The organism is Streptomyces globisporus C-1027, from assembly GCF_000261345.2.
Lineage (GTDB): Bacteria > Actinomycetota > Actinomycetes > Streptomycetales > Streptomycetaceae > Streptomyces > Streptomyces pakalii.
The window spans coordinates 7,026,247-7,041,979 of sequence record NZ_CP013738.1 but is presented as its reverse complement, the minus strand read 5'-3'; the positions used below and the strand labels follow the sequence as shown (position 1 = coordinate 7,041,979).

The following is a 15,733-nucleotide window of genomic DNA, read 5'->3' as shown; positions in this document are numbered from 1 at the left end:
GTCCGCACGCGTCCCCCGTACGCGTACCGCACAGGCACACGCACACGCACCGGAGAGCGGAGAACCAGCAGCATGTCGGCCGACCCCGTCACCGCGCCCGCCCGCAACACCCGCCCGCCCGTGGCCCAGGCGGCCCTCGGAGTCGGGGTGATCGTCGAGGACGGCCGGGGGCGCGTGCTGCTGGGCCGGCATCACAGCGGTACGTGGGAGCTGCCGGGCGGGAAGGTCGACGCGACGCACGAGTCGATCGCCGCGGCGGCCGTGCGGGAGCTGCGCGAGGAGACGGGCCTGGTGGTCGACGAGGCGTCCGTGGACGTCATCGCGATGGTCCACGACGTGATCGGCGGGATCAACCGCATCAGCATGGCGGCCGTCGTACGGCTCACCACCGGCGACCCCGAGGTGACCGAGCCGCACCTGATCAGCACCTGGCGGTGGACCGCGCCCGAGGAGCCGCCGGCCCCGCTCTTCGACCCGTCGGCACAGATCCTGGCGGCCTGGCGACCGGAGCTGGGCATCAGCCATCCGCCCGCGCACGTTCTGCGGATCGCCGGATGCGGACCAATCGGACCAGCTGTATGAATAAGGGACCATCCGTACGATCGGAGTAGGCCCCCATGGACGATTACCCGCTGCTGAACCTCTTCCTGACCATGCTGTACCTGTTCCTGTGGGTCATGTGGTTCTTCCTGCTGTTCAAGGTGGTCACGGACCTCTTCCGGGACCACTCCCTGAACGGCTGGGCCAAGGCGGGCTGGCTGGTTCTCGTCATCCTGCTGCCCTACGTGGGCGTGCTGATCTACCTCATCGTCCGCGGACGCAGCATGCACGAGCGCGACGAGAAGCTGGCCAAGGACTCCGAGGCCGCGTTCCGTGACTACGTACGCCGGGCCGCCGGGACGGAGGGCGGCTCGGGCGGCAGCGGCCACGTGAACGACCTGGCGAAGCTCGCCGAACTCAAGGACAAGGGCGCGATCAACGCCGAGGAGTACGAACAGGCGAAGGCGAAGCTGCTCGCCTGAGACCGGGCTCCAGCCCTCCCCCTCCCCCGAGATACAAGGCCGGGGTGTCAGCGCACATCGCTGACACCCCGGCCGTCTGCGTTGTGCGCCGCGTCGAGTGGCACGACGATCCGTCCGGCCATCGGCGCGGGTGCCGAGCGGAATCATTCGGTCCGCAGAGCGAGCAGATCCCTCCGAACCCTTGACGTTGCTCTTTGGCGAAAACTACGTTTCCTCTCGCGGAAATCAACTTCCACTTTGTGGAATCAGCCAAACGTCCGGTCGCCCGGATCCCCGTCGACCGCCTCCCCCGGCGCAGTACGACGGGCTCCGTCGGGACCCTGACGAGGATGCAGAGGGGCCGATCGATGACAGCAGTGGAGGAACGTCCGTCCGAGCAGAGCGACGGTGCGACCAGTTCGACGCTCTACACCTACGATCTCGCCCCGACGAAACGTGAGGGGCGCCGCTGGGGCGCGTACAACGTCTTCACGCTCTGGGCCAACGACGTGCACAGCCTGGGGAACTACGCGTTCGCGATCGGCCTCTTCGCGCTCGGGCTGAATGTGTGGGGCATCCTCGCGGCGTTCCTGCTGGCGTCGGTGCTGCTCTTCCTCCTGCTGACGCTCTCCGGCTTCATGGGCCACAAGACAGGCGTGCCGTTCCCGGTCATGAGCCGGATCGCCTTCGGGATCAGGGGCGCGAAGATACCGGCCGCGGTCCGCGGCGTCGTCGCCATCGCCTGGTTCGGCATCCAGACCTACCTGGCCTCCGCGGTGCTGAGTGCCCTGCTCATCGCGATGTTCCCCGGACTGCGCGATCTCGACACGAACTCCGTGCTCGGGCAGTCGACGCTCGGCTGGATCACCTTCCTCGCCCTGTGGGCCCTCCAACTGCTCATCGTGAGCTACGGCATGCAGATGATCCGGCGGTACATGGCGTTCGCCGCCCCCACCACCCTCATCACCATGTGCGCCCTCGCCGTCTGGATGTTCGTACGGGCGGACTGGTCGATCTCCGTCTCCGTCGACGCCCCGCTGGTGGGCGGCGAGATGTGGCTGCAGATCCTGCAGGCAGCCGCGCTGTGGGTGGTGATCTACGGGACGTTCGTGCTGAACTTCTGCGACTTCACCCGCTCCGCCAAGAGCCGTGGCTCCATCATCTGGGGCAACGTGATCGGCATCCCGGTCAACATGATCTTCTTCGCGGTGATCGTGATCGTCCTCAGCGGGGCGCAGTTCAAACTCGACGGGCATGTCATCACCAGCCCCACGGACATCGTCCGGACCATCCCGAACATGTTCCTCCTGGCGACGGCCTCCCTGGCGCTGATCGCCCTGACGGTCGCCGTGAACCTGCTCGCCAACTTCGTGGCGCCGATCTACGCGCTCATCGACCTCTTCCCGCGCCGGCTGAACTTCCGCCGGGCGGGCGTCGTGAGCGCCGTCGCGGGCCTGGTCATCCTGCCGTGGAACCTCTACAACAGCCCGGTCGTCGTGAACTACTTCCTCGGCGGACTCGGGGCGCTCCTCGGCCCGCTCTTCGGCGTGATCATGGCCGACTACTGGCTCCTGCGCAGGTCCCGGGTGAACGTGCCCGCGCTCTACTCCGAGGACCCGGCGGGCGATTACCACTACCGCCGCGGAGTCAACCCCCGCGCGATCGCCGCCTTCGTCCCCAGTGCGACCGTCGCCGTCGTCATCGCGCTGGTCCCGTTCTTCCACACGGCCGCCGGATTCTCCTGGTTCATCGGGGCCGTCCTCGCCGCCGTGCTGTACGCCCTGATCGCGGACCGCACGTCCGCGATGAGCGATGTCGACGGTGAGGCCATCGCCGTCGCGGCCGAATAGACCCCGAGCGGAGAGACCGGATCATGCGCATCCTCGTCGTCAACGTCAACACCACCGAGTCGATCACCGCGTCGATCGGTGAGCAGGCGGCGTCCGCCGCCTCGCCCGGCACCGAGATCGTGCCCCTCACCCCGCTCTTCGGGGCGGAGTCCGTCGAAGGGAACTACGAAAGCTACCTCGCGGCCATCGCCGTGATGGAGACCGTACGCGCGCACCGGGAACCGTTCGACGCCGTCATCCAGGCCGGTTACGGCGAGCACGGCCGCGAGGGACTCCAGGAGCTTCTCGACGTCCCGGTCGTCGACATCACCGAGGCCGCCGCGAGCACGGCGCAGTTCCTCGGCCGCACCTACTCCGTCGTCACCAGCCTCGACCGCACCGTCCCGCTGATCGAGGAGCGGCTCCACGCGGCGGGGCTGAGCGAGCGCTGCGCCTCGGTACGCGCCAGCGGTCTCGCCGTACTGGATCTCGAACGGGACGAGAAGGCCGCCGTCGCGGCCATCGCCGAAGAAGCGGGCCGGGCCGTCGAGGAGGACCGGGCAGAAGTGATCTGTCTGGGCTGCGGAGGCATGTCCGGGCTCGCCGAACGCGTCGCCGAACGGACCGGGGCGCCCGTCGTCGACGGCGTCACCGCCGCGGTCACCATCGCCGAGTCCCTCGTGCGCCTCGGGCTGTCCACGTCGAAGGTGCGCACCTACGCTCCGCCCCGGCCCAAGAAGATCATCAACTGGCCGCCCTCCGCACGCTGACACCGTCCGTCCCCACCCCGGACCAGCGCCGAGACGTCACGACTGAGAAAGAGAGGGCCGCCGTGCCCGACATACAACTGGTTCTGCGTTCGACGCGCGTCGTCACCCCCGAGGGCACCCGCCCGGCGGCGGTCGCCGTCGCGGGCGGGACGATCGACGCGGTCCTGCCCTACGACGCCCAAGTTCCCTCCTCGGCACGGCGGGAGGACGTCGGCGACCAGGTCGTCCTCCCCGGTCTCGTCGACACCCACGTCCATGTGAACGATCCCGGCCGCACGGAGTGGGAGGGCTTCTGGACCGCCACCCGGGCCGCGGCGGCCGGGGGGATCACGACGATCGTCGACATGCCCCTCAACTCGCTCCCTCCGACGACGACGGTGGAGAACCTGCTGGTCAAGCAGGAGGTCGCCCGAACGAAAGCCCATGTGGACGTCGGCTTCTGGGGTGGCGCCCTGCCCGACAACGTCAAGGACCTGCGCCCCCTCCACGACGCCGGCGTGTTCGGCTTCAAGTGCTTCCTGTCGCCCTCCGGGGTGGAGGAGTTCCCGGAGCTGGACCAGGAGCAACTGGCCCGCTCCATGGCGGAGATCGCGGGATTCGGCGGACTGCTCATCGTCCACGCCGAGGACCCGCACCACCTGACCGCGGCCCCGCAGAGGAACGGGCGGAAGTACGCCGACTTTCTGGCCTCCCGGCCCCGCGACGCGGAGAACACCGCGATCGAGAACCTCATCGCCCACGCCAAGCGGCTGAACGCCCGCGTTCACGTCCTGCACCTGTCGTCCTCCGACGCGCTGCCGCTGATCGCCGCCGCGAAGCGCGAGGGTGTCCGGGTCACCGTCGAGTCCTGCCCGCACTTCCTGACCCTCACCGCCGAGGAAGTCCCGGACGGGGCCACCGAGTTCAAGTGCTGCCCGCCGATCCGCGAGGCCGCCAACCAGGACACCCTGTGGGCGGGGCTCGCCGACGGCACGATCGACTGCATCGTCAGCGACCACTCCCCGTGCACCACAGACCTCAAGACCCCGGACTTCGCCTCCGCCTGGGGCGGCATCTCCTCCCTCCAGCTCGGCCTGCCCGCCATCTGGACCGAGGCCCGCCGGCGTGGCCACACCCTCGACGACGTCGCCCGCTGGATGTCCACGGCACCCGCCGAACTCGCCGGGCTCACCCACAAGGGAGCCATCGAGGCAGGCCGCGACGCCGACTTCGCCGTCCTCGCCCCCGAGGCGACCTTCACCGTCGACCCCGCCGAGCTCTTCCACCGCAACCAGGTCACCGCCTACGCCGGGAAGACCCTGCACGGAGTCGTGACGTCCACCTGGCTGCGTGGTCAGCGCATCGCGGACCAAGGCGTCATAGGCGAACCCACCGGACAGCTCCTTCAGCGCGACGGATGACGCGTGGGGCGCGCCCGACGCGCCCCGCGCGTAGCGCAGAGGTCGAGGGCGGCGTGCTGTTCGCCCGGCCGTGCCGGCGGTGAGGAAACTACGGCTCGTCAGGCCCCGAGAGATCCGGCGGCCAGCTCTGCAGGACGGCGTCGACGATCCGTTCGAGGTCGGCGCGCTCGGCACCGCCGGCAGCCTGAATCGCGACGCCGTTGCCGATCGTCATGAGATACCTGGCCAGCAGGTCCGGGGAGGTTCCTGCGGCCAGGTCGCCCTCGTCGACCGCACGTCGGAAGCGCTCGCTCAACAGGGTGCTGGTCTCGTCGCGCCACGCCGCCAGCAGGTCGCGGATCGTCTGCCCGCCATCGCCCCCGATCAACGAGGCCCGCAGGCTGAGGCACCCCGTCGGGTAGCCCGGCAGGGTGCTGCTCCGGACCGCACCATGGAGGAAGACGGTGGCCACCCGGCGGGCAGTCTGCTCGGCCACCGACTCGGCACCGTACGAGGCCGGGCCATCGGCGTAACGCGCCAGAGCCTTGCGGAACAGCTCCTCCTTGTTGCCGAAGGCCGCGTACATGCTGGTGCGGCTGATCCCCATGGCTTCGGTGAGGTCGGGCAGGCTCGCGCCCTCGTAGCCGTTCTGCCAGAAGACCCGCATCGCGTTCTCGAGAGCCTCGTCGGCGTCGAAGCCCCTGGGCCGTCCGACCGGCGCGCTCCGTTGGGTGTTCATGCCATCGAGCCTATCAATTCCGTACCGACCGGTGCGCAACTACTGAGGCAGTTCTGAACCGATCGATCGGTACGGAATTTTCTGCTGGTCGAGCCCGTTGTGAGGACACCTTTCCGAAGAAAGAGAGCGTGACATGAGTGAGCTGACCGGCAAGACCGCCCTGATCACCGGTTCCACCTCCGGCATCGGCCGCGCGACGGCCCGGTCCCTGGCCGCGCGGGGTGCGAGCGTCGTGGTGATGGGCCGCAACGCCGCGCGCGGCGCCGAGGTGGTCGCCCGGATCGAGGCCGACGGCGGCACGGCCCGGTTCATCGCCGCCGACCTGACCGACCAGGAGGACGTGGCCCGGCTGGCCCGGGAAGCCGGCGACGTGGACATACTGGTGAACAACGCCGCGGGAGCCAGCTTCGGCCTCAGCGCCGACATCACCGGCGAGCAGTACGACGCCATGCTCGACGGCAACGTGCGGGCGGTCTACGCGCTGACCGCCGCCCTGGCTCCGAAGATGGCCGAGCGGGGCAGCGGTAGCGTGATCAACGTCAGCAGCGGGGCAGCCGTGATGGGAGACGTTTACAACGCGGTCTACGCCGCCACCAAGGGAGCGGTGAACGCCCTGACCCGTTCCTGGGCCGCCGAGTACGGACCGTCCGGGGTGCGCGTCAACTCGGTCGCGCCCGGCCCGGTCTACACCAGCGCTCCGGTCGAGTATCTCGACCTGTACATCCCCCTGATCCCGCTGCGCCGCGTCGCCCGGCCGGAGGATGTCAGCGAGGTGATCGCTTTCCTCGCCGGTCCCGGCGGCTCGTACGTGAACGGGGCCGTCATCCCTGTGGACGGCGGCCTCACCGCGGTCGAACCCCCGAAGTCCCCTGCGACGGCCGCCTGACCCGAGCCGGCACTGCCGCACCGGCGCCGTCATCGCCAACCGGACCGTCAACCGTGGGCGTTCAGCTGACCCGTCACGGACGCCCGCACTCCGCCTGTTCCCGAGCGGTCCCCACAAATGATCAGGGCCGGTTTCGGATTGCTCCGAAACCGGCCCTGATCCACGACTGTCTCCAGTCGGGACGACAGGATTTGAACCTGCGACCCCTTGACCCCCAGTCAAGTGCGCTACCAAGCTGCGCCACGTCCCGCTGCGTTTCCTCCCGGTTGCTCCGGGTGGCCGCGCAGGACAAACATTACCTCACTCCGAGGACCGTATCGACGCGCGTGCCTGTTGGGCGCGGGCAGCCAGCCCTTCGGCCCCGCAGGCCATGGCCTGCTTCTGGGCGCGGGCCAGCTCCCGGTGCGATCCGATCGCGATGCCGTAGTCGACCCGGGCGAGGGCGTGCTCGTAGGCGGAGGAGGACTTCTCCAGGTGGCCCACGGCCTCGGCGAGCAGTTGCGCGGAGCGCTCCGGGGGTGCGAAGAGGGCTACGCAGCGCAGGGCCTCGCCCAGGGCGGTGGGCGTGCCGAAGCGTTCGGCGTGGACCCGGTTGCGGGCGGCGAGGTGCGCCGCGCGGGCCGGGTTGTCCTCGGCCTGGGCGCGTGCCAGGTCACCCGCCCAGGGAGCCCAGATGCCGTTGAAGCGTTCGCGCGGCTCCAGGGCGGCGCCCGCCGCTTCGAGCTCGGCGATCGCCTCCTCTTTGCGGCCCTCGGCCAGCAGGAGACGGCCCCGCACGCACGGTCCGTCGGGCAGCACCATCGCGCTGGGGTAGGGCGGGCCGAAGTCGTACCGGTCGGCGATCTTGCGGGCCTCGTCGGTGCGGCCGCGGGCCAGCAGGGTGTCGATGAGCAGGCAGGCCGCGTCCCAGTGCACGGGCAGTCCGGAGCCGACACGGTCGGCGAGGCGGAGCCCTTCGCGCAGGAAGCCCTCGGCCTCGGCGAGACGGCCGCGACGCCGGTGGACCATGCCGAGCAGGGTGTGGGCGAACGCCAGGTGGGCGCCGCTCCAGCCGGAGATCTCGAAGGCCCGGACCGCTTCGCCGAAGAGGCTCTCGGCGCGGTCCAGCTGGTCGACGAAGGTGTAGGTGATACCGACCATGGTGGGCAGTTCGAAACCCCACTCGGAGTCGGTCCAGCCGAGGCCCCGGGCAGGGCTGCCGTCGACCAGGGCGCGTTCACAGAGGTCGACGATGAGCTGGGCGTTCTCGCCGCGCAGCATGGCGTCGAAGGCCCGCAGGGTGAGCAGCGCCCGCTCCCCGTTGTCGCGGCCCTTGAGGTGGTCGGCGTTACGGGTGAGCCGCCGGGAGCGGGACGGCCCGTCGTCCTCGGCGGCCTGCATGCCCTCCCACATGAAGTGCGCCGCCTGCAGGCGCATCAGCCCTGGGCCGGGGCCGGTGCGGGCGGCCTCGGCGGCCAGCGACAGCGCCGCGTCCTTGAGCTGGTTGTTGTGGGCGAGCGCGGCCGCGAGCCGGAAGGTGGCGTCGACCCGCAGCCCGTCGTCGAGCCCCGGCATGTCGAGGGCGGCGCGCAGGTGCTGGACCGTCCTGGGCGGGGAGCTCAGCAGGGTCGCACAGCCCAGTTCGTAGAGGAGGACCGCCCTGTCCTTGGGGCGCGGCGGCTCCTCCAGGGCCCGCTCCAGGCAGCGTCGAGCGGCTTCGGGCGCGCCGACGGCAAGATGCTGGCCTGCGGCTTCCCGTAGCTGCGCGACCAGTTCCTGGTCGTCGTCCGGGTGGACCTCCAGCAGATGCCGGGAAGCCGCGGCGGCGCCGAGGCCGGCGCGGGTGATCGCCCAGGCGGCGCGCCCGTGCATGGCGGTGCGGGTGGCCGGCGGGATCGAGCGGTAGACGGCGGACGCGATCAGCGGTGGACGAACTCCAGCGGGTCGAAGCCGCTGACGATACGGGCGTCGCGCAGCCGGGCCGTGCAGTCGGCGGCCTCCGCCGAGCTCATTCCGGCGAGGGTGGCGGCCAGTTCCTGGGAGATGTCGGTGCCGAGGACCGCGGCGGCCCAGGCGAACCGGTTCGCGTTCGTACCGAGCCGCTCCAGCCGGGCGACGAGCCCGCTGCCCCGTGCGGACGCGCCCAGTTCGCGCAGTTCGCCCGCGGATTCCTCCACCGGTGGCAGCTCGCGGTCCTGGACCTTGGCGACCAGCTCGACCGCCTCGTACGGATTGCCTCCGGTGACGGCCCACACCTCGCGGCAGAACGGGTCGTCGGCGTGCTCGCCGAGGCCCGCGCGGACCAGTACGGCGGTGGCGTCCGGGGTCAGAGCTCGCAGAGCGACCCGGGTCACCGTGCCCTGGCTGCCGCCTCGTTCGGCCTCCCGGTCGGCGATGTAGTTGGCGTCGCGTTCGGCCAGCTCCTGCGGGCGGTGGGCCTGCACCACCAGGACGGGCAGTTCGCCGAGGCGGGCGGTGAACGAGGCCAGCCAGGCGAGGGATTCGCCGTCCGCCCAGTGGGCGTCGTCCACGATGAGGAGCAACGGCCGGTGGCTGAGCCGGGATGCGAGCCGGCCGACGACGAAGTCCAGGCCGTCGCGCACACCCTGCGGATCGGGCTGCGGACCGCTCGGCTCGGCGAGACCCAGGGCCGGGGCGGTGATCTCGTACCAGTCACCGAACAGGGCCCGGGTCTCGTCGGGCGGGAACCGGTCGAGGGCGGGCTGCAGCAACTGCCGTACGACATGGAACGGTACGGAGGTGACGGTCTCGCCGCCCCGGGCGGACCACACGGTGCAGCGGTCGGCGGCCATCGCCTGGATCTCGGCGAGCAGCGCCGTCTTGCCGAGCCCCGCCTCTCCGCTGAAGACCAGGAGCCCTCCGACGGCCTGCGCCCCGCACAGGGCGTCCACCGCCTCGGCAGCGGCGGCGAGTTCCGGTTCACGCTCGTACAACGGCCGGGACGGCTTCATGCCCACCCTTCCCACAGAGGCAGTCTTCTCGACGGTCGAGCCTAGTCGTGCGCGGGTGCTCGTCGACAGGGTTCGCACGATTCCTTGCAGGTGCGGGGCACAATCGAGTAGTGAACGAGACGCGCAGAGACCGTGATGCCGAGGGCCGGGCGCGCAATGCGCGCCCCCGTGACGGACTGGGCCGTCCCCTGCCGTACGGAGCACCGGGCGTCGAACGGCAGCCGGAGGGAGTCGTCCGCACACCTGCGCAGACGCTCGCGGAGGCGCAGCGGCTGCTGGACGCGGGGATGCCGTTCCATGCGCACGAGGTCTTCGAGGACGCCTGGAAGTCGGGTCCGGAGGACGAACGCGAACTCTGGCGGGGGCTGGCCCAGCTCGCGGTGGGACTGACCCATTCCGCACGGGGCAACACCGCGGGCGGGGCGCGGCTGCTGCGCCGGGGCGCGGGGGCGCTCGCCCCCTTCGCCGGGTCCGGGCCGTACAGGATCGAGGTCGCCGGACTGTCCGACTGGGCTCGGGAGTTGGCGGCCAGGGTGGAGTCGGGTCCGACGGTGGACGCGGCGGCCGAGGCACCCCGTCTGCGGGGATAGCCCGGATAGCCCGAAGGGTGGGGCGTACGACCGGAAGATCCGGGTCCGCGAACCCGGGGTCCGTACAGCTACTACGATCCGGCTCCATGAGCACTTCTGACCAGGATCAGGACCAGCGCAGGGACGCCGACGTTCCGATAGCCGACACGGACACCGACACCGCCTCGGAGGCCGAAGCCAAGCCCGAGGGGGAGGCGGCGGACGGCAAGGCGGATGCGGAGGACCACGCGCTCGACGCACCGGACGGTCAGGACGGTCAGGACGGTCAGGACGGGAAGAGACTCACCCCGCGTCAGGCCCGGCGCCTGCGGATCGTGCTGTCCGCGCTGGGCATGGCCGCGATGGCCGTCGTGCTCGCGCTGCGCATCGCGAGCCGTTCGTCGGTGCTCGTCGTCGGCGTCTACGGACTCGCGCTCATCCTGTGCGGCGTGATGATCGAGCTGAGCAGGAACGGCCGCACCCGGCTGGCCAGCTGGCTGCTGGGAGCGGGACTGCTGGCCGCCGTGGGAACGGACTGGCTGCTGCTTCCCTGATCATGATTCCTGTTCGCTCCTGACCCCGGCCCTGATCGTTTGATCGATTGAGGCCACCCATGATCGATCCATTGACCCTCCTTGATCGGTCGATCAGGATTCACGCATGAACGCCTCAGCTGGTGACCTTTTCGGACTCCCTCCGGAAGACCGCACGTCGAGCCCGTACACCGGATACACCCGCGCCCACTGGGAGGCGGCCGCCGACGGCCTGCTGCAGGCCGCCTGGAAGTGGGCCACGCCGGGCGGCGCCCGGCTCGACCTGCCGGGGCCCCCGTCGCACTCGGGGGTCCGCTCCGACGGCCTGGAGGGATACGCGCGGACGTTCCTGGCGGCGGGTTTCCGGGTCGCGGGGGCGGGCGGCAAGGACCCGCACGGTCTGCTGGAGCGGTACGCGGACGGGCTCGACGCCGGGACGCGGACGCCGGGCCGGGACGACGCGGAGTCCTGGCCGCTGATCCTCGACCACCATGTGCAGGGACAGCCCATGGTGGAGTCGGCGTCGGTGGCCCTCGGTCTGCGGCTCGCCCGGCCCTGGCTGTGGGACCGGCTGACATCCGACGTACAGGACCGGGCGGAGCAGTGGCTGCGGGGCGCGCTGCGGCATGTTCCGGCGGGCAACAACTGGTACCTCTTCCCGTACACCGTCGCCGGGTTCCTCGAGTCGGTGGGCCGGGGCGACGCGGAGACGGTCCGGGCCCGGGAGCGGGCGTCGGAGCTGCTGGAGCAGTGGTACCGGGGCGACGGCTGGTACGCCGACGGGGACGGGCGCGCCTTCGACCACTACAACGGCTGGGCGCTGCACCTGTACCCGCTGCTGGACGCCCATCTGGCCGGCGACGACAAGGAGTCGGCGCTCCACGGGGCGCGGTTGCGGGAGCATCTGGAGAGCTTCTCGCTGATGTTCGGCGGTGACGGGGCCCCGCTGCACTTCGGACGCTCGCTGACCTACCGCTTCGCGGCGAGCGCGGGGGTGGGTCTGGGCGCGGTGACCGGGCATACTCCGCTCACCCCGGGAGCTTCCCGGCGCGTGGTCAGCGGGTCTCTTCGGTACTTCCTGGAGCGCGGCGCGGTCGGGAACGACGGGTTGCTGAGCCTCGGCTGGCACGGTCCGCACGCGGCGACGCTGCAGACCTATTCCGGTCCCGCGTCCCCCTACTGGGCGTCGAAGGCTTTCGTGGCTCTCCTGGCCCCGGACGGGCATCCTTTGTGGGCCTCGCCGGAGGAGGCGGCTCCGAGCGAGGGTCACGACCGGGTGCTGTCCGTTCCGGCGGCGGGCTTTCTGGTCCAGTCGACGGCGGCGGACGGCGTGGTGCGGCTGCACAACCACGGCAGCGACCATGTCCGCCCGGACGAGGGCGAGTCGGCGGCCGACGAGGACCCGCACTACGCCCGCCTCGCGTACTCCACCGTGACCGGTCCGACCTCGGCGGAGAACACGGCGGACAACCATCTGTCGGTGACGGTCGGCGGGGCGCGCAGTGCCCGGCGGCGTATCCGTCCGCTGGGGTCCGGGCACGGCGACGGCTGGGGCTGGGCGGCCTCCTGGCATCTGCCGGTCTTCCCGGCGGGCCCGTCCACCGTCCCGGGGCTGCGGGTGGAGAGCGTGACCGTGGCGCGGGGCCGCCACGAACTGCGGGTGCACCGGGTGCTGGGCGCGCCGGACGGGGCGCGGGCCGAACTGACGGGCTGGGCGACCGACCCGGACGGCCCGGTGCGTTCCATGCTGCGGGGACTGCACGGGTGGGAAGCGCCCGAGGACGTACGGGCCCCGCGGGGGACGGCGTTCGCGCGCTGGGTGACCGTGCCCCGGCTCGGCGCCGAGGTGACCGGCACGGCGGTTCTGGTGGCCCTCGCCTCCCTCACCGCCGATCCGGAAGCCGCAGTGCCGGACGAGGCCGTGGACAAGGCCGTGGACGAGAACGTGGTCGCGGTGTTGGGCGAAGTGGTGGAACGGGTGGAGGTGGCCGGTGACACGGTCACCGTGTGCTGGACGGAGGACGGGGCGCGCACGCGTATCGCGTTCGGCCGGGGCACGGTGACGGTTGATCACGGGTAGGGGCTCCGCAGGCCCTAGACGTCCGTGCGGATCACCACCACCAGGGTGCGGGGGCCGTGGACGCCCTCCACCCGCTCCAGCTCGATGTCGGAGGTGGCGGACGGCCCGCTGATGAGCGTCGTCGGCCGTTCGGGCGTGAGGCGGGCCACCGCCTCGGGCACGCCCGCCTCGACGGTGGAGAGGTCGACGACGCACACGTGCAGATCGGGGACGAGGGACAGCGCCCGGCGGCCCTGGCCGGGCGAACCGTCCAGAAAGATCGTGCCGGTCTCGGCGCAGCCGGCGGCCGATGCCGTGACCACCGCGTCCAGGGTGTCGAGTTGGGCGGCCGAGACGTCGGGGTGGTCCTCCCGCACCTCGCCGTCGTACCCGGCAAGCCAGCGCGCGTCCAGCCCGGCCGGAACGCCGATGCGCCGCGCTCCGTGCTCCCGGAGGGCCTCGCCGATGACCTCGGCGGTGCGGTCCGCCGTACAGGGGTGCACGCGCGCCTTGTAGTCGAGGAGCCGGTCGGTGAAGAGGGCGAGGCGTTCGTCGTCGGGCAGGGTGCGGCCGGTGCGGTAGGCGCGCGGGACGACGACGGCGGGTGCCGGGGCCAGTGCGAGGGCGTCGCGGATCCGGCCCAGGACGGTGTCGCGGGCGCTGCTCATGTCGCGTCCTCCTCTTTGTGGTCGCTGTTCCGGTCGGCCTGCTTGCCGCCCTCCTCGGTGATGTCGCCGTCCTGCTCGCTCGCCGCTGCCCGCAGGGTGGCCCTGCCCTCGTCGGAGGCGAACCAGGAGCGGAAGGTCTCCCGGGGCGGGGCCGCGGTGTCGCGGCTGTCGCTCCAGCCGCTCAGCGGTGGCGGCAGCCGGGAGATGGTCCCGTCGCGCCCCGCGGCGACCCGGCCGAGCGCGGACGCCTTCTGTGCGGCGGTGTACAGGCCCGGGCGGCGCATCACGGCGGCGGCCCCCTTCATCGCCAGCTTCTCCGGGGTGACGCCGGTCTGTTCGGTGTGCTGGTGGCGCAGTTCCACCAGCAGCGAGGGGATGTCGATCTTGACCGGGCAGGCGTCGAAACAGGCTCCGCAGAGGCTGGAGGCGTACGGCAGGGAGCTGTTGGGATCGTCCTTCGCCGCGTGCATGCCGGCCAGTTGCGGGGTGAGGACGGCGCCGATGGGCCCGGGGTAGGTCGATCCGTACGCGTGGCCGCCGGTCCGCTCGTACACCGGGCAGACGTTGAGGCAGGCGGAGCAGCGGATGCAGTTGAGGGCCGCCCGTCCGATGGCGTCGGCGAGGGCGGCGGTGCGCCCGTTGTCGAGGAGGACCAGGTGGACGTCCTGTGGTCCGTCGCCGGGCGTCACTCCGGTCCACAGCGAGGTGTAGGGGTTCATCCGCTCCCCCGTCGAGGAGCGGGGCAGGAGCTGGAGGAAGACCTCCAGGTCCTGGTAGCGCGGGAGGACCTTCTCGATGCCCATGACGGTGATGAGGGTGTCGGGCAGGGTCAGGCACATGCGGCCGTTGCCCTCGGACTCGACGACGGCCAGGGTGCCGGTCTCGGCGATGCCGAAGTTGGCGCCCGAGACGGCGACCTTCGTGGTCAGGAACTTCTCGCGGAGGTAGCCGCGCGCGGCGGCGGCGAGGTGGGCGGGGACGTTGTCCAGGTCCGGGTCGACGCCGGGGATGTGGTCGAGGAAGATCTGCCGGATCTCGTCCCGGTTGCGGTGGATGGCGGGCACCAGGATGTGCGAGGGCTTGTCGTCGGCGAGCTGGACGATGAGTTCGGCGAGATCGGTCTCGTGCGGGGTGATCCCGACGGACTCCAGATGCTCGTTGAGTCCGGTCTCCTGGGTGGCCATCGACTTGACCTTGATGACCTCGTCGCTGCCTGTGGCCCGCACGAGGCGGGCGACGATCGCGTTGGCCTCGGCGGCATCGCGCGCCCAGTGGACGGTGCCGCCGCGCTCGGTGACCTTGCGCTCCAGTTGTTCGAGCAGTTCGGGGAGCCGGTTCATGGTGTCGGTCTTGATGGCGGAGCCGGCGTCGCGCAGGGCTTCCCAGTCGGGGAGTTCGCCGGTGAGGTTCAGGCGTTTGGCGCGGATCGTGCCGGTGGCCCGTCCGAGGTTGCGGCGGAGCTGTTCGTTGCCCAGTTCGTCGTGGGCGGCTCGGGGGAAGGCACGGTCGCCGCGGAGGTTGCCGGTGCCGTACGGGGAGCGGGGCGGCGGGGCGGGCATGCCGAGGAACGTGCTCATACGGAGGCCTCCGTCAGGACGTCGGGCGTGGTGCGGGTCGCGGCGAGGATCCGGGCGAGGTGCAGGGCGCGGGTGCCGGACCGGATACGGGAGAGCCCGCCGCCGATGTGCATCAGGCAGGAGGAGTCCCCGGCGGTGCACACCTCCGCCCCGGTGGCCGTGATGTTGTCCGTCTTGTCGTGGAGCATCGCGGTGGACGTCTCGGCGTTCTTGAGCGCGAAGGTGCCGCCGAAGCCGCAGCAGGAGTCGGCGCCGGGCAGCTCGACGAGGTCGATCCCCTCGACCGCGCGCAGGAGTCGGAGCGGTTTGTCTCCGACCCGGAGCATGCGCAGGGAGTGGCAGGTGGGGTGGTACGTCACCCGGTGCGGGAAGTACGCGCCGACCCGGGTGACGCCGAGGACGTCCACGAGGAGTTCGGAGAGCTCGTACGTCTTCGCGGCGACGGCGTCCACCCCGGCGCGGAGCGCGGCGTCCCCGTAACGGTCGGCGACGATCCGGTGCTGGTGCCGGACGGAGCCGGCGCACGAGCCCGACGGCATCACGACCGCCTCGATCGAGGCGTCACCGAACCCGTCCGCGAAGTTGCGTACCAGGGGCACGGGTTCACGCTGGTAACCGGTGTTGATGTGCATCTGCCCGCAGCAGGTCTGTCCCGGCGGGAACACCACGTCGTGGCCCAGGCGCGTGAGCAGGATCGCGGTTGCCTTAACCGCGTCGGGGAAGAGCGTGTCTCCCAGACAGGTGGCGAAGAGTCCGATGCGCATGGGGCCTC

The 15,733-nt window shown here is 71.2% G+C and carries 13 protein-coding genes, 1 tRNA gene and 1 pseudogene; 9 read left to right on the top strand and 6 right to left on the bottom strand.

Features of this window, described 5'->3' with window-relative positions; genetic code table 11:
* Positions 1–72: 72 nt before the first annotated feature.
* The 5 genes from WQO_RS31095 (at position 73) to allB (ending at position 5,000) form a co-directional block, all read left to right on the top strand.
* A complete protein-coding gene (locus WQO_RS31095) occupies positions 73–582 on the top strand; it encodes a nucleotide triphosphate diphosphatase NUDT15 (RefSeq protein WP_010064679.1) in 510 nt (169 codons plus the stop codon).
* A 35-nt stretch (positions 583–617) separates the two neighbouring features.
* Entirely contained in the window at positions 618–1,022 is a 405-nt protein-coding gene (locus WQO_RS31090) for an SHOCT domain-containing protein (protein WP_010064680.1), read from the top strand.
* 347 nt (positions 1,023–1,369) lie between these two features.
* Positions 1,370–2,851 (top strand): NCS1 family nucleobase:cation symporter-1, encoded by a 1,482-nt coding sequence (locus tag WQO_RS31085; RefSeq protein WP_029182766.1) that lies wholly within the window; start codon positions 1,370–1,372, stop codon positions 2,849–2,851.
* A 23-nt stretch (positions 2,852–2,874) separates the two neighbouring features.
* Positions 2,875–3,600, top strand: a complete 726-nt coding sequence (locus WQO_RS31080; protein ID WP_010064682.1) for an aspartate/glutamate racemase family protein — start codon at positions 2,875–2,877, stop codon at positions 3,598–3,600.
* Positions 3,601–3,662: 62 nt separating this feature from the next.
* Complete coding sequence (gene allB / locus WQO_RS31075) at positions 3,663–5,000, top strand: allantoinase AllB (protein WP_058954163.1); 1,338 nt, start codon at positions 3,663–3,665, stop codon at positions 4,998–5,000.
* A gap of 88 nt (positions 5,001–5,088) precedes the next feature.
* Here allB and WQO_RS31070 read toward each other — a convergent pair whose 3' ends face one another.
* Positions 5,089–5,718: a TetR/AcrR family transcriptional regulator gene (locus WQO_RS31070; RefSeq protein ID WP_010056859.1), complete on the bottom strand. Its 630-nt coding sequence runs from the start codon at positions 5,716–5,718 to the stop codon at positions 5,089–5,091.
* A 133-nt stretch (positions 5,719–5,851) separates the two neighbouring features.
* On the opposite strand from WQO_RS31070, the gene WQO_RS31065 reads away from it, so the two are divergent.
* On the top strand, positions 5,852–6,604 hold the full coding sequence (locus WQO_RS31065) for an SDR family NAD(P)-dependent oxidoreductase (protein WP_010056860.1): 753 nt from the start codon (positions 5,852–5,854) through the stop codon (positions 6,602–6,604).
* Between the two features lie 176 nt (positions 6,605–6,780).
* Here the strand turns inward: WQO_RS31065 and WQO_RS31060 are convergent.
* Both WQO_RS31060 and WQO_RS31055 read right to left on the bottom strand, forming a co-directional pair.
* Positions 6,781–6,854, bottom strand: a tRNA-Pro gene (locus WQO_RS31060).
* 50 nt (positions 6,855–6,904) lie between these two features.
* Positions 6,905–9,555, bottom strand: a pseudogene (locus WQO_RS31055) (ATP-binding protein).
* 110 nt (positions 9,556–9,665) lie between these two features.
* On the opposite strand from WQO_RS31055, the gene WQO_RS31050 reads away from it, so the two are divergent.
* The 3 genes from WQO_RS31050 (at position 9,666) to WQO_RS31040 (ending at position 12,737) form a co-directional block, all read left to right on the top strand.
* On the top strand, positions 9,666–10,145 hold the full coding sequence (locus WQO_RS31050) for a DUF309 domain-containing protein (RefSeq protein WP_010056870.1): 480 nt from the start codon (positions 9,666–9,668) through the stop codon (positions 10,143–10,145).
* An 86-nt stretch (positions 10,146–10,231) separates the two neighbouring features.
* Positions 10,232–10,678 carry a hypothetical protein gene (locus tag WQO_RS31045; protein WP_010056868.1) on the top strand — a complete coding sequence of 149 codons (447 nt, stop codon included), beginning with the start codon at positions 10,232–10,234 and terminating at the stop codon, positions 10,676–10,678.
* Between the two features lie 106 nt (positions 10,679–10,784).
* Positions 10,785–12,737: a DUF2264 domain-containing protein gene (locus WQO_RS31040; RefSeq protein WP_058954162.1), complete on the top strand. Its 1,953-nt coding sequence runs from the start codon at positions 10,785–10,787 to the stop codon at positions 12,735–12,737.
* A 14-nt stretch (positions 12,738–12,751) separates the two neighbouring features.
* Here the strand turns inward: WQO_RS31040 and WQO_RS31035 are convergent, their stop codons facing one another.
* The 3 genes from WQO_RS31035 to WQO_RS31025 are packed head-to-tail and all read right to left on the bottom strand — an operon-like array spanning position 12,752 to position 15,725.
* The gene (locus WQO_RS31035) at positions 12,752–13,384 is read right to left on the bottom strand and encodes a LutC/YkgG family protein (protein ID WP_010057942.1); all 633 of its coding nucleotides are present in this window, start codon (positions 13,382–13,384) and stop codon (positions 12,752–12,754) included.
* On the bottom strand, positions 13,381–14,961 hold the full coding sequence (locus WQO_RS31030; RefSeq protein WP_010057943.1) for a lactate utilization protein B: 1,581 nt from the start codon (positions 14,959–14,961) through the stop codon (positions 13,381–13,383). The genes WQO_RS31035 and WQO_RS31030 overlap by 4 nt, the downstream gene beginning before the upstream one ends.
* A complete protein-coding gene (locus WQO_RS31025) occupies positions 14,958–15,725 on the bottom strand; it encodes a (Fe-S)-binding protein (protein ID WP_010057944.1) in 768 nt (255 codons plus the stop codon). Before WQO_RS31025 ends, WQO_RS31030 begins: the two co-directional genes overlap by 4 nt.
* Positions 15,726–15,733: the final 8 nt, after the last annotated feature.